At 70.0% G+C, this 13,351-nt stretch carries 10 protein-coding genes and 1 tRNA gene; 4 read left to right on the top strand and 7 right to left on the bottom strand.

The genetic code is table 11. The annotated features are described in order from the left end of the window. Positions 1-6: 6 nt before the first annotated feature. A complete protein-coding gene (locus ABD481_RS33205; protein WP_344669782.1) occupies positions 7-810 on the bottom strand; it encodes a DeoR/GlpR family DNA-binding transcription regulator in 804 nt (267 codons plus the stop codon). Positions 811-1,092: 282 nt separating this feature from the next. Between ABD481_RS33205 and ABD481_RS33200 the strand changes: the two genes are divergently transcribed. The 3 genes from ABD481_RS33200 to ABD481_RS33190 are packed head-to-tail and all read left to right on the top strand — an operon-like array spanning position 1,093 to position 4,239. Further along, positions 1,093-2,394, top strand: coding sequence for an ABC transporter substrate-binding protein (locus ABD481_RS33200; RefSeq protein ID WP_344669781.1), 1,302 nt, complete (start codon positions 1,093-1,095; stop codon positions 2,392-2,394). A gap of 1 nt (position 2,395) precedes the next feature. Next, complete coding sequence (locus ABD481_RS33195) at positions 2,396-3,301, top strand: carbohydrate ABC transporter permease (protein ID WP_344669780.1); 906 nt, start codon at positions 2,396-2,398, stop codon at positions 3,299-3,301. 35 nt (positions 3,302-3,336) lie between these two features. Next, positions 3,337-4,239 (top strand): carbohydrate ABC transporter permease, encoded by a 903-nt coding sequence (locus ABD481_RS33190; RefSeq protein ID WP_344669779.1) that lies wholly within the window; start codon positions 3,337-3,339, stop codon positions 4,237-4,239. A 95-nt stretch (positions 4,240-4,334) separates the two neighbouring features. On the opposite strand, the gene ABD481_RS33185 is transcribed toward ABD481_RS33190, so the two are convergent. The 5 genes from ABD481_RS33185 to ABD481_RS33165 all read right to left on the bottom strand — a co-directional run bounded on the left by ABD481_RS33185 (position 4,335) and on the right by ABD481_RS33165 (position 11,354). Continuing rightward, positions 4,335-6,704, bottom strand: coding sequence for an ABC transporter permease (locus ABD481_RS33185; protein ID WP_344669823.1), 2,370 nt, complete (start codon positions 6,702-6,704; stop codon positions 4,335-4,337). A gap of 2 nt (positions 6,705-6,706) precedes the next feature. Then, entirely contained in the window at positions 6,707-7,396 is a 690-nt protein-coding gene (locus tag ABD481_RS33180; protein WP_344669778.1) for an ABC transporter ATP-binding protein, read from the bottom strand. A gap of 22 nt (positions 7,397-7,418) precedes the next feature. Next, positions 7,419-7,943, bottom strand: coding sequence for a PadR family transcriptional regulator (locus ABD481_RS33175; RefSeq protein ID WP_344669777.1), 525 nt, complete (start codon positions 7,941-7,943; stop codon positions 7,419-7,421). Positions 7,944-8,101: 158 nt separating this feature from the next. Next, positions 8,102-8,175, bottom strand: a tRNA-Met gene (locus tag ABD481_RS33170). 122 nt (positions 8,176-8,297) lie between these two features. Further along, positions 8,298-11,354 carry a UPF0182 family membrane protein gene (locus ABD481_RS33165; RefSeq protein ID WP_344669776.1) on the bottom strand — a complete coding sequence of 1,019 codons (3,057 nt, stop codon included), beginning with the start codon at positions 11,352-11,354 and terminating at the stop codon, positions 8,298-8,300. An 81-nt stretch (positions 11,355-11,435) separates the two neighbouring features. Between ABD481_RS33165 and ABD481_RS33160 the strand changes: the two genes are divergently transcribed. Next, positions 11,436-11,984, top strand: a complete 549-nt coding sequence (locus tag ABD481_RS33160) for a PPA1309 family protein (protein WP_344669775.1) — start codon at positions 11,436-11,438, stop codon at positions 11,982-11,984. 281 nt (positions 11,985-12,265) lie between these two features. On the opposite strand, the gene ABD481_RS33155 is transcribed toward ABD481_RS33160, so the two are convergent. After that, positions 12,266-13,336, bottom strand: a complete 1,071-nt coding sequence (locus tag ABD481_RS33155) for a YlbL family protein (protein WP_344669774.1) — start codon at positions 13,334-13,336, stop codon at positions 12,266-12,268. Positions 13,337-13,351 lie beyond the last annotated feature (15 nt).

Raw genomic sequence — 13,351 nt, 5'->3', positions numbered from 1 at the left:
GCCTCCCTACTCTTCCTCCTCATTCGCCCCCGCCCCTTCGGCGGGGACGACGATCAGCTCCCCCACGGACTCGCGCAGCACCTGCCGCGCCCCGGCCCCCAGCCCGTCGTCGGACACCAGCACCGACGCCTCGTGCAGGGCGGCGATCTCGGACAGGCCCACCACCCCCCACTTGGTGTGGTCGGCCATCACCACCAGCCGGCGCGCCGTGGACACCAGTGCGCGGTTGGTCTCGGCCTCCATCAGGTTCGGACTGGTGAACCCGGCCTCGGCGTCGACGCCGTGCACACCGATGAACACGCAGTCCAGGTGGAGCCGGCGGATCGCCTGGATCGCCACCGGGCCGACCAGCGCGTCGGAGATCGTCCGCACGCCGCCGGTGAGGATCACCGTCTGCGCCGGTCCGGGCAGGGTGTGCAGCAGGTCGGCGACCGGCGGCGAGTTGGTCACCACGGTCAGGTCCGGCATCCGGGCCAGCCGGCGGGCGAAGGCGTAGGTGGTGGAACCGGCCGAGACGCCGATCGCCGTGCCGGGCTGCACCAGCTCGGCCGCGGCCCGCGCGATCGCCTCCTTGGCCCGGCGCTCGCGCGCCGCCTTGACGCTGAACGAGGGCTCGTCGGTGGAGCCGCCGCCGTGCGCCGTGGCGCCGCCGTGCACCTTGGTGACCAGCCCCTGTTCGGCCAGCGCGTCCAGGTCCCGGCGCACTGTCATGTCGGATACGTTCAACGCCGCGACCAGGTCGTTGACCCGCACCGCGCCGTGCTTGCGCACCTCCTCCAGAATCCACGACTGCCGCTGCGCTGCCAGCATGCCGCCTTGCCCCCTCACCGCCGCGGGCACCGGAAAGCGCCCGATGTCACCAGGAACGCTCAGAACCAACCAGGTGAGTACACGGCAAAACCCTGATTCGCGCAAGGCTCACCACGAACAGCACGAACGATCGGGATCCGAAGATTGCCGTTCGGTAACGAACCTCACTAATTCAAAGCTCCGAGTCTTGACATCGTCGCGATCCGGCGGTGGAGTGTGCGCGAGCTTGTTGGTACGTGTGCGAATCAGAACTGGAACGCGGCACTCCAAAGGAGCAGCTCCATGTCCTCTGCACAGAACTCCCCATATGCCCAAGGCGTATCGCGTCGTTCCCTGCTGCGCGGCGCCGCGGGCCTCGCCGGTGTCAGCGCTCTGGGTATCCCGACGCTCTCGGCCTGTTCCAGCGGCGGCAGCAAGAGCGTGAGCATCGGCTCCAACGGCTCGGACCCGGTGCCCAAGCAGGCGTTCCAGTCGCTGTTCACGGCGGCGCAGACCGCGACCGGGGTCAAGACCAAGATCAACACGGTCGACCACAACACGTTCCAGCAGAACATCTCGACCTACCTGCAGGGCACGCCGGACGACGTGTTCACCTGGTTCGCCGGCTACCGCATGCAGTTCTTCGCCCAGCAGGGGCTGCTGCACGACGTGGACGACGTCTGGGCCGCCATCGGCGGCAACTTCTCCGACGCCATCAAGGCGCAGAGCAAGGGCCTGGACGGGAAGTACTACTTCGTCCCGGACTACTACTACCCCTGGGGCCTGTTCTACTCCAAGGCGCTGTGGTCCTCGAAGGGCTACTCGGCCCCGAAGACCTGGGACGACTTCATCACCCTGTGCAAGCAGATGAAGTCCGACGGCCTGTCCCCGGTGGCGCTGGGCGAGCAGGACGGCTGGCCGGCCATGGGCACCTTCGACTACATCAACATGCGCACCAACGGCTACCAGTTCCACATCGAGCTGATGCAGGGCAAGCAGGCCTGGACCGACCCGAAGGTGGCGGCCACCTTCGACCACTGGACCGAACTGCTGGGGTACACCTCGCCCGGCGCCAACGGCCGCAAGTGGCAGGACGCGGTCACGATGGTGATGAACGGCCAGGCCGGGATGTGCGTGCACGGCCTGGACCAGGCCGGACCGCAGTTCCAGGCCGCGGGCAAGACCGACGACCTGGACTTCTTCGCCTTCCCGGCGATCGACCCGGCCAACGCGCAGGACGCGGTGGAGGCGCCGATCGACGGGTGGATGATGTCGAAGAAGCCCAAGAACCACGGCGACGCCGTGAAGCTGCTGGAGTGGCTCGGCACCACGAACGCACAGAACACCTACCTGACCTCGGCGCCGAACGACGTGGCCGCGGCCTCGAACCCGGACACGTCGAAATACAACACGCTCCAGAAGAAGTCGATCGACTTCGTCGCCTCGGCCAAGCAGATCTCGCAGTTCATGGACCGCGACGCCAACCCGACGTTCGTCTCCACCGTGATGATCCCGGCGCTGCAGAAATTCATCGACGACCCCTCGTCGATCACCTCGGGGCTGTCGAGCATCGAGGCCCAGAAGAAGAGTATCTACGGCGCCTGATGTGACGAAGCGACGCGTGCGGCTGAAGACCATCACCGGCCGCGACAAGATCGTCCTGACCCTGATGGCCGGGATCCCGGCGCTGCTCACCACGGCGCTGATCTGGATCCCGGCCCTCGGGTCGGTCGTGCTGTCCTTCAGCAAGTGGAACGGCATCGGCGGGTTCGGCGACATCCAGTGGATCGGTGCGCGGAACTACCACGACATCACCCACAACTACCCGCCGTTCGGCCCGGCCTGGCACCACAACCTGATCTGGTTCGCGGTGTTCGTGCTGATCCCGGCGCCGCTCGGGCTGTTCCTGGCCACCCAGCTGGACAAGCGGATCGCCGGGTCCCGGATCTACCAGAACATCTTCTTCCTGCCGGTGGTGCTGTCCCTGGCCCTGGTCGGGTTCATGGTGGAGCTGATCTACGCCCCCGAGCAGGGCTTGATCAACAACCTGACCGGCCACACCAAACCGGGGAACCTGGTCGACTGGATCGGGAACCCGCATCTGAACCTGTTCGCGGTGCTGACGCTGGCGGTGTGGCGGCAGACCGGCTACGTGATGATCCTGTGGCTGGCCGGGCTCAAGGCCGTGGACCCGGCGCTGCGCGAGGCCGCGGCGCTGGACGGCGCGAACGAGTGGCAGACCTTCCGGCGCGTGGTGCTGCCCTCGCTGCGGCCGGTGACGATCGTCGTGTCGGTGATCACCGTGGTGGAGACGCTGCGCGCCTTCGACATCGTCTACGTGGTCAACCGCGGCAAGAACGGCCTGGAGCTGCTCAGCACCCTGGTCACGGACAACATCGTCGGCGAGGCGATCCGGGTCGGGTTCGGCTCCGCGCTGGCCGCGATCCTGCTGGTGGTGTCGGTGCTGGTGATCGTGCCCTACCTGATCGTGACGTTCCGGAGGGAGGACTGATGCGACCGACGCGATCGACGCAACCCACGCGACCAATGCGACTGGCGCAACCCAGGCAGTCGACGCGCACGACGCGGCTCGGCGGCGTCCGCCCCGCACGGCTGACCCTGCACGCCTTCCTGATCCTGACCTCGGTGGTCTGGCTGATCCCGGTGGCGTGGGCGCTCTACACCGCCTTGCGGCCGTTCGCGGACACGTCCAAGCACGGCTATGTGTCGGTCGGCGGCTCCTACGGCGTGCAGAACTTCAGCGACGCCTGGTCGCAGGCCGACATGCTGCACTTCTTCGTGAACACCATCGTGATCACGGTCCCGGCGCTGGCCGTCACCCTCTTCTTCGCCTCGATGGCGGCGTTCGTCATAGCCCGGTTCCGCTGGCGCTTCAACGTCGCCCTGCTGGTGCTGTTCACCGCCGGCAACCTGCTGCCGCAGCAGGCGATCATCACGCCGCTGTTCCGCATCTACACGAACATCACCCTGCCGGACTGGATGTCCGACTCCGGCGAGCTCTACGACTCCACCCTCGGCCTGATCCTGATCCACGTCGCGTTCCAGACCGGCTTCTGCGTCTTCGTGATGAGCAACTACATGAAGACCATTCCGCGCGAGATCAGCGAGGCCGCGGTGGTCGACGGGGCGTCGGTGTTCCGCCAGTACTGGCAGCTGACCCTGCCGCTGTGCCGTCCGGTGCTGGCGGCTCTGGCGACCCTCGAGTTCACCTGGATCTACAACGACTTCTATTGGGCCACCGCGCTCATCTCCACCGGCGACAAGCGGCCGATCACCGCGGCGCTGGCGAACCTGCAAGGCGAGTTCTTCACCAACAACAACCTGGTGGCGGCGGGCTCGCTGCTGGTGGCGGTACCCACGCTGATCGTGTTCTTCGCGTTGCAGCGGCACTTCATCGCGGGGCTGACGCTGGGATCGAGCAAGGGGTAGCCACCCCGATGAGCCGGACGCGGCCGGACGGGCTTGAGGGTGCCCGGTCCGGCCGCGTTCTGTCTGTGCTCTCCCCGCCTCGTCGGAGTCCGCCGCTATTCGAACCGCACGTTCTCCGACCGCGTCATCCGGCTCAGCAGCGCCATCGAGCCCAGGATCACGGCCAGGGCGCCCACCACCACGGCGGCGACCGTCAGCGTGTAGGCCTCGACCGGGAACGCCATCTGGGCGTGCGGAGCGATCGTGCGGACCGCGATGTAGGCCATGGCGTAGGCGGCGAGCCCGGCCATCGCCGAGACCGTGAACAGCGGCAGCGCCGACTCCAGGAACACCATGCGGCGCAGGACGGCCACCGAGGTGCCGGTCAGGCGGAGCAGGGTGAACGGCCGCTTGCGCTCGACGAGGCTGCCGGCGGTGGCCACGGCGATGGAGCAGCCGGCGATGAACAGGGTGAGGCCGACGCCGGAAAAGATCATCTGCTGCGCGGCGCGCAGCATCTCCTGGCGGACGGAGGCCACCTCGCCGAACGTCATCGGGCCGATGGCGTTGGTGGACCACTGGTCGGGGCTGCCCACGCCGAGCAGGACCGGGGCGTGCAGGTCCAGGTATGTGCGGGCCTGTTCCAGGGCGGCCCGGTCCGAGGAGGTGACCATCAGGACCGTGATGTCGAGCTGCGAGACGTCGACGCCGGTCGGGACCGGGGCCGCGCGGCCCGCGCCGGTGCGGCGGTCGATGTCGCTGTAGCCCATCACCGGCAGGCGCAGCAACAGCGGGTTGTCGATGAACAGCTCGTCGGCGGCGATCATCGCGACGTCCTGGCCCGGCGCGCAGGTGCCGAGGGCGGGCAGCGCCTTGGCGTCGGCGCACCTGACGTACTGCGGCGGCGGCTGCCAGCCCTCCGGGGGCGGTCCGCCGCTGTCCGGATTCCACGCCGAAGTGTCCGTGCCGAGGTATACCGGGATCACCGAGACGCCGGGCATCGCGCGCAGGTCGGCGAGCACCGATGCGGACTTGGCAGGAGAGATCTGCGTGCCGCCCATGTCGTACCGGAGCCGCAGAACGTTGGTCAGTGGCGCCCGCTCGCCGGAGGACTCGGCCCGGACCGCGCTGGGCAGGAAGCCGGCCACGGCGGTCCCGATGAAGACCGCCACGGTCACGCCGCTGACGGTGCGGAAAGTGGCTCGGGGGTTGTCGGCGAGCCGGCGGGCGGCCAGGGTGGCGGCGGCGCCGGGCGCGTGGCGGGCCAGCAGCCGCGAGGACTGCATGGTCACCCAGGGCCCGGCCGACACGACACCCCACAGGGTGAAGACCAGCGCCGGGTAGACGACGAGGTCGGAGTAGTCGCTCGTCGACATGTTCACGGCGACCACGAACAGCACGATGCCGAGCAGCAGGGGGGTCAGCCGCCACAAGGTCGGCGGCTTCGGCGTGGCCTTGCGGCTCACGGCCAGCGGGTCGTACTGCACGCCGCGCAGCGACCGGACGGCGACGACCGCGGCGGCGGCCGGGACCAGGACCAGCACCCCGAGGTAGCCCCACACCCTCGGCGTCACGTCGTCCGGGAAGAAGCGGGTGCCGGTGACGTTGACCCTCGCGACCTGGGAACTGAGCACGAGGTAGAGAAGCGTGCCGCCGACGGCACCGAGCGCGGCTCCGACGAACGACTCCACCGAGGCCACGACGCTCACCTGCCGCGGCGTCGCGCCGACCAGCCGCATCGCCGCGTAGCGCTCCTCGCGGCGCGCGGCCGACAGGCGGGTCGCGGTGCCGACCATGATGACGATCGGCAGCAGCAGCGAGACGGTCCCGAAGGCGAAGGCGAACCGGTAGATGTTGGTGGTCCCCTTCACCTCCTTGCCGGTCGACAGCGCGGTGATCGCCTGGGTCGCGGGCCGTTTCACGAGCTCGTCCGGGGCGTGGCCGACGACGATCGCCAGCTCGTCCGGCCCGGACAGCGCGGCCCGGCCGATGAGGCCGGCCTGATGTCCGGGGAACCGGTCGCCGAGCTGGCTGTGCGGGACGGAGGCCAGCAGGTCCGCCAGCGCCGGCGAGGCGTAGAACTCGCCCGGCCCGGGCACCCGCGCCGTGCCCGGGATCGCGGGCGCGTCGGCGGTGAGCGCGGCCACGTCCAGGCGCCGCAGCTCCGTCCCCTGATAGAAGTCCTGCGAGAAGTTCCACAGTTCCTTGGCGCCGGCCTGCCGGACCGCGGCGAGGTCGACGCCCGCGTCCGCCGCGCCGGCCTTGGTCGGGCTCCCCGGACCGCCGCCGCCCTGGGCCCCCAGGTCCACCGTCGTCGGCGAACACTCCCAGCACTGCCGGACGGTGGTGCTCTGATACGCGTTGAACAGGCTCAGGACGCCGAGCATGACGGTGACCCCCACCAGCACCGCGAACGTCGTGAGCAGCAGGCGGGTGACCGCTTCGCGGCCGCCGCGCAGCGTCAGGCTCAACCCCAGACGGAACATGGTCACGCCACCGCCGAGCTCGGAGTGGTCAGCGCCCGGCCGTCGCGCACGACGATCTCGCGGTCGGCGTAGGCGGCGACCCGGGCGTCGTGGGTGACCAGGACCACCGTGGTGCCTTCCTCCCGCGCGGCGGTGACCAGCAGGTTCATCACGGTCTCGCCGGTGAGGGTGTCCAGGGCGCCGGTCGGCTCGTCGGTGAACAGCAGGCGCGGCTTGTGCACCAGAGCCCTGGCCAGGGCCACCCGCTGGGCCTGCCCGCCGGACAGCTCACCGCTGCGGTGCGTGCCGTGCTGGTCCAGGCCCAGGCGCTCCAGCCAGGGCGCGGCCTGCGCGTAGGCCTGCTTGCGCGGGACTTTGGCCAGCAGCAGCGGCAGCGCGATGTTGTCCAGCGCGGTCAGCTCCGGCACCAGCTGCCCGAACTGGAACACGAAGCCGAAGGCGTCGCGCCGCAGCTCGGTCCGCTTGGTCTCGGACAGGGTGTCGACGCGCGTCCCGTCGAACCAGACCTCGCCCTGGTCCGGCCGGTAGATCCCGGCCAGGCAGTGCAGCAGGGTCGACTTGCCGGACCCCGACGGCCCCATGACCGCCAGGATCTCGCCGCGTGCCACGGCGACGCTCGCTCCGCGCAGCGCCTGGGTCGTGCCGAAGGCCCGGTGCACGTCCCGCGCCTCAAGTAGAAATCCGGTGCTCATGGTCTTGCCCCCTGTGATCGTTTCAGGACACCGCTTGGGCCAGGGCGGTCAGCCTGGCCGAGGTCAGCTCGATCCAGCGCAGATCGGCTTCGAGGTGGAACAGCCCGTAGTCGGCCAGCAAGGCGTCGACCATCGGGCCGGTCCGCTTGAGTTCGGTGAGCTCCCGCATCCGCCGCAGGTGGGCGGCGCGCTGCGCGTCCAGGTACCCGGCGGCGTCCTCGCCGAGCATCAGCGCCAGCACCACCTTCGAGAACAGCACGGTCTGCAGATGCGGCTCGGGCTCCACGGTCTGCCCCAGCCAGGCCATGACCTCGGCCCGGCCGAGGTCGGTGATGCGGTAGCGCTTCCGGTCCGGCCCGTCCCCGGGCTCGGCCTCCCCGCCGGCCACCTTCCCGTCCCGCGCCAGCCGCCCGAGGGTCGAGTACACCTGCCCGTAGGGCAGCGGCTTCCCGTTCGCGAAGTGGTCGTCGTAGTCGCGCTTGAGGTCGTAGCCGTGGGTCGGCCGGCCACGGGCCAGCAGGCCGAGCAAAGTCAGAGGGACGCTCACGGGAAGGACTATACACTCGGGGTATAACCTGAGTGAATAGATGGGCGGGGGCGAGTCGTTCGCGCAGGTCGAGAGGGGGCAAGGGCCGGGAAGACGCGGAAAACGGCCTGAGGAGAAGCAGAAGGGCCCGGTTCCGAAGAACCGGGCCCTTCTCTTTGTAGCGGGGACAGGATTTGAACCTGCGACCTCTGGGTTATGAGCCCAGCGAGCTACCGAGCTGCTCCACCCCGCGTCGGTGACTCAACGGTAACCCGCGGGGGGCCGGGAGAGCAAATCGAATACCGCGGCCCCACCGGTCCCAGCCGTTTCACCCTGCCGCCACCCAGCCGCCACCCTGCCGTCCCACCCCGGAGCTCAGGGCGAGGGCTGCTCCTGGGCAATCGCCTGGGCGGCGTCCAGCGCCTGCTGGAGCCGCTGTTGGGCCTCGCCGAAGGCCTTCCAGTCCGGCGGCGATTTGGCGAGCGCCGCGGCGGCGTCCTTCTGCGCCTTGGCCGCGTCGTCCACGGCGACCTTGAGCCGGTCGTCGGGCGAGGTGGACGGGCCGCTGGTCGGCGGCGGGCTGGTGCCGGACGGCGGGGCCTCGCCGGTGGTGGCGCCGGACGCGCCCGCGAAGACCTCGTCGAGGCCCTGTTGCAGGGTGGGTTCGAAGGCCATCTTGTCGCCGAAGGCCACCAGGACCGAGTTCAGCAGGGGGTAGGTCGACTGGCCGCTCTGCGGTTCGGTGTAGATCGGCTCGACGTAGAGCAGGCCGCCGCCGACCGGGAGGGTGAGCAGGTTGCCCTCGATCACCTTGGTGGCCTTGCCGATCCGCAGGTTCAGCTTGTCGGCGAAGGCGTTCTGGAAGCTGTTCTGGATCTGTCCGGGGCCCTGGACCGTGGTGTTGGGCGGGAGTTCCAGGACTCTGAGCCTGCCGTAGTCGGGGCCGGGGTCGGAGTCCACGGCCACGAAGGCCGCCAGGTTGCCGCGCTTGGCCGGGACCATGGTGGAGGTCAGGGAGAAGGCCGGTGCGGCCTGCCCCGGCATCTGGAGCGTGAGGTAGTAGGGCGGCTGCGGCTTGGCGCTGCCTCCGCTGCCTGTGCTGCTGCCGGTGTCCGTCGTCGGGTCGCTCGGGACGTTCCAGAACGAGGAGCCGCCGAAGAACTCCTGCGGGTCGGTGACGTGGTACCGGCCCAGCATGTCGCGCTGCGCCTTGAACAGGTCCTGCGGGTAGCGCAGGTGGGCCATCAGGTCCGGGCTGATCGCGGACCGCGGCTTCACCGTGCCGGGGAAGGCCTTCATCCAGGTCTTCAGGATCGGGTCGCTCTCGTCCCAGGCGTAGAGCGTCACGGTGCCGTCGTAGGCGTCGACCGTGGCCTTGACCGCGTTGCGCACGTAGTTCACCCGGCCGGCGTTCAGCGGGTCCTGGCCGCCGCCGGACTGGGAGTCCTTGGCCACGTCGGCCAGCTGCGACGAGGTCGAGTACGGATACGCGTCGGTGGTCGTGTAGCCGTCGACCACCCACTGGATCCGGCCGCCCACGACCACCGGGTAGGTCGTGCCGTCGACGGTCAGCCACGGCGCCGCGGCCTGGACCCGCTGCTTGGGGTCGCGGTCGTACAGGATGCGCGAGTCCTGGTTCACGCCGTTGGACAGCATGATCTTCGGCTCCTGGAACTTCGCCGCGTAGAGCAGCTTGTTCAGGAACGAGCCGACCGGGACGCCGCCCTTGCCCGTGTAGGTCGTGGTGTGCTGCTCCTTGTCCCCGGGGTAGTCGAACTCCGCCGGGGTGGACTTCGCGGTGCCGCCCACGATCGAGTAGCCCGGCGTGCCCGGGGCGAAGTAGACCCGCTGCTCGTAGTCGCCGAGCGGGCCGGCGGCCGGCAGGTCGTGCTCGATGAAGTCCGGCGAGCCGTCGGCCTGGGCGGCGTTGCCCTTGGCCGCCACGACGCCGTAGCCGTGCGTGTACTTCAGATGGTCGTTGACCCAGTTGCGCTGGTCGGTCGGGACGCCGCCCAGATCGAGCTGGCGCACCGCGACGACGGTGTCCTGCTGCTTGCCCGCCACCGGGTACCGGTCCACCGCGAGGTCGTCCGGGAACGTGTAGAAGCCGCGGACCTGCTGCTTCTGGTCGAAGGTCGCCGAGACCACCGACGGGTCCATGATCCGGATCTGGGTGACGGTCGCGGCGTCGGCGGCCAGCTGGTCGCGGGCGACGTCGGTCTTGGCGTCGTACGGCGTCACCTCGACGCCGTCCAGGCCGTAGGCGGCCCGCGTGGCGTCGATGTTCTTCCGGATGTACGGCGCCTCCTTCGCCCCCTGGCTCGGGTTGACCTGGAGCTGCTGCACCACCAGCGGGTAGACCCCGCCGATCACCACCGACGCCAGCACCATCAGCGACACGCCCAGCGCCGGGAGCGCCCAGGGGTGCCCGCCGCGGTCGATCTCGGGCTGGTTCCGCGCGGCGATCAGGCGGGCCGCGTTGCCCAGCAGCAAAGCCGCGCACAGCACCGCGATGGCCAGCAGGATGGTCTTGGCCGGCAGCACCGCGTGCACGGACTTGTAGGTGGGGCCGGCCCAGCCGTCGGTGATCTTCGACCCGGCCACGGTGAGCGCGTACCGGTCGAGCCAGTAGGCGTACGCCTTCACCAGCACCAGCAGGCCGAGCAGGATCGAGACGTGCACCTGGGCGGCCCGGGTGGCGCGGGAGCCGACGACGCGGCCCGCCGCCCGGGTCCCCGACGGCGGGGTGAGCGCGACGCCGCCGAACAGGTAGTGCGTCACCAGCGCCGCGATCAGGCTGAACACCATGACGGCCAGCAGGAAGCCCTGGATGTGCCGCAGCCACGGCAGGGTGAAGACGTAGAAGCCGATGTCCTTGTGGAACTGGGCGTCGCGCGTGCCGAACGGGACGCGGTCGGCCCACATCAGGTAGGTGCGCCAGCCGCCGGCCGCGGCCGTCCCGGCGGCGGCCCCGAGCAGCACCGAGACCCCGACCGCGATCCAGGCCAGGAACGGCGCCAGGCCCATCCGGTAGCGGTCCAGGGCCTGCTGCTCCGGGGAGACGCCGATCAGCGGCGGCCGGAAGCGGTGGGCCAGCCAGATGTTGGCCCCGACGACCGCGGCCATCAGCGCGCCGAACACCGCGAACAGCACGCCCTGCGTGGCCAGCCGGGTCCGGTACACGTGCGCGAAGCCGATCGAGCGGTACCACAGGAGCCCGGTGTAGACGCTGTCGAACAGCAGGAAGGCCGCGATCAGCAGGACGATGACGACCAGCGTTATGGCCAGGACCTTGGTCCGCCGGGGCGGAACGCCGAACCCGGTGCGGTACCCGCCCGAGGATCCCGTTCTCCCGCTGCCGGCCGGGCGCCCTCCGCGACCGCCGCCCCCGTCCTCGTCCCCACCACCGAAGTTCGGCCTCTCGAACGCCACGGCCTCAGCGTACGCCGCGCATATGGTCGGACGAAGACCGGCATTGCGGGCGCGCCGGGCGCGGCGGGGGACAATGGCCGCATGAGTTCTGTCGCCAGCGTGGCCTTGACCCAGGCCGTCATCGAGATCGAACAGCATGTCGCCGCCGACGGCTGGAACCAGCGCCCGCGGATGTTCGCCCTGGTCCCGACCACCGAACTGCTGGTGACGCAGCCGCGGATGGCGGCCGCGCTGGGCATCACCGACGAGGCCGCGCAGTCCGGCGGCATCCCGACCCTGACCTCGGTCGAGCAGGACGGCCTGGCCCTGGACCAGCCGCTGGACGAGATGCTCGGCAAGATGGTCTGGCCGGCCGCGGTCGTCGGATGCGCGCTGGTCATCGAGTCGCAGATGCTGCCGCCGAGCGCCGAGGCGCAGATCCCGGAGGACCTGGAGGGCGCCGCCCTGGAGCGCTGGGTGGGCCGCCACCCGGAGCGGCAGGACGTGCGGATGGCGGTCGGCGTGCTGCGCGACGGGACCCGGCAGGCCGCGATCCGGCTGCGGTCGAAGGACTCGGACATGGAGGTGCTGTCCGGGTCGGACCTGGTGCCGAACCTCGCCGAGGCGCTGCTCGGGACGTTCGAGGAGTGAGCGCGCGGGAGGCTGGGTGCTCGGCCGGCTGATCGGCCGGCTGATCGGCGGGGCGCTGGGCTTTGGGAGCCCAATGCCACCGAGGGCTCAGGCGTCGAGCTCATCGACAGGCCCGGCGAGGCACGGGGCTTTGGGAAAGCGGAGCCACAGATGACTCAGGCGCTCAGCTGATCGGCTGAGCGCCTGATGAGGCATCGCACTTCAGGCGACCGGGGTCACCAAGAGCTCGGGCACCCAGCCGAACAGCCGCTCGGAACCCAGCCGCTCGGGCACCCAGCCGCTCAGCCGCACAGGGTCGGCGTGCCGCCCGCCCGCAGCGTGTTCAGTGCGTCGAGCGCGCTCTGCAGCGTCGTGACCTTGACCAGCTTCATGCCGCTCGGGGCGTTCTTCACCGCGTCCGCGCAGTTGTCGGCCGGGGTCAGGAACACCGAGGCGTTGTCCCGCTTGGCCGCGAGCGTCTTCATCTGGACGCCGCCGATCGGGCCGACCTTGCCGTCGGCGTCGATGGTGCCGGTGCCGGCGATCTTCAGGCCGCCGGTGATGTCCTCCTGGGACAGCTCGTCGATGATGCCGAGGGCGAACATCATCCCGGCACTGGGGCCGCCGACGTTGTCCAGCTGGATCTTCACGTCGAACGGGAAGACGTTCTGGGTCCGCGGCACGAAGCCGACCAGGGCCCGGGACGGGCCGGTGTCGTGGGACTGCGCCGTGACGATCGACACATCCTGCTGCTTGCCGTCGCGGGTGATGGTCAGCGCCACGGTCTCGCCCGGCTTGTGCTTCTGGATCAGCGTGTGCACGTCGTCGGGCTTGGCCAGCGCGGTGCCGTCGACCGCGGTGATCACGTCCTTGGGCTGGAGCTTGCCGTCCGCCGGGCTGCCGGCGGTCACCGAGTCCACCACCACCTCGGTCTTGACCGGCTTGATGTTCTTGGCGGCCAGCGCGGCGGTGATCGCCTGGTCCTCGGAGTCGTCGAACAGCGCCGTGTTCTGCTGCGTCGCCTGCTCCGCGGTCTGGCCCTCGGGGTAGATGACGGTGCGCGGGACCACGATCTTGTCGTCCGACAGCCAGCCGGAGAGCACTTCGACGCTGTTCGGGTGGTAGTCGGCGCGGGACACCTCGACGGTGACCATGCGCAGCTGCCCGCCCTTGTCGTGCTTGAAGGTGTCGGTGCCGGTGATCGCGATCACCGGCTTCTCCGGCTGTCCGGACTCCGTGGAGTAGCTGCCCAGCGTGTCGTAGGTCGGGCCCGGCGACATCTCCGCGTACGGCGTGGGGATCAGGAACGCCGAGGCGGTGAGCAGGGCGACCGTCGCTCCGGACAGGGTCAAGGTGAGGGCTCGGCGCTGCATTCCACAGATGCTATC

The sequence above is a fragment of the Catenulispora yoronensis genome, assembly GCF_039531695.1.
GTDB classification, from domain to species: domain Bacteria; phylum Actinomycetota; class Actinomycetes; order Streptomycetales; family Catenulisporaceae; genus Catenulispora; species Catenulispora yoronensis.
Note: the sequence above shows the minus strand (reverse complement) of the source record. Positions and strands in the feature narration are given on the sequence as shown.